Source organism: Bacteroides sp. ET336 (genome assembly GCF_024733815.1).
In the GTDB taxonomy this organism is placed as follows: Bacteria; Bacteroidota; Bacteroidia; order Bacteroidales; family Bacteroidaceae; genus Phocaeicola; species Phocaeicola cellulolyticus.
In genome coordinates, this window is sequence record NZ_JANRHK010000073.1 from 1 (window position 1) to 304 (window position 304).

The 304-nt window shown below is 33.6% G+C and carries 1 tRNA gene; it reads right to left on the reverse strand.

The features are described 5' to 3' along the window. Positions 1-184: 184 nt before the first annotated feature. Positions 185-258 (reverse strand) — tRNA-Ala (locus NW213_RS16890). Between the last annotated feature and the right edge of the window lie 46 nt (positions 259-304).

Genomic DNA, 304 nt, shown 5'->3' on the forward strand with positions numbered 1-304 from the left:
ATTTTCTACAGAGCGGATGATATATACTTTTAGCTCTTTTGGTTTTGACCAAATTTTTACTTTTTCAGCTTGTTACATCATGTCAAAGATCTTCTATTCAATTAATAATTAAAAGTGAATAATTAATAATTATCCGCAGCATTGCCGCTTTTAATTTGTAATTCTTAATTATTAATTCATTACGTGGAGAATAACGGATTCGAACCGTTGACCCCCTGCGTGCAAAGCAGGTGCTCTAGCCAGCTGAGCTAATCCCCCAATATTTAATTAAACAAACTTGCCTGTAGTACAAGAAGCATAAACA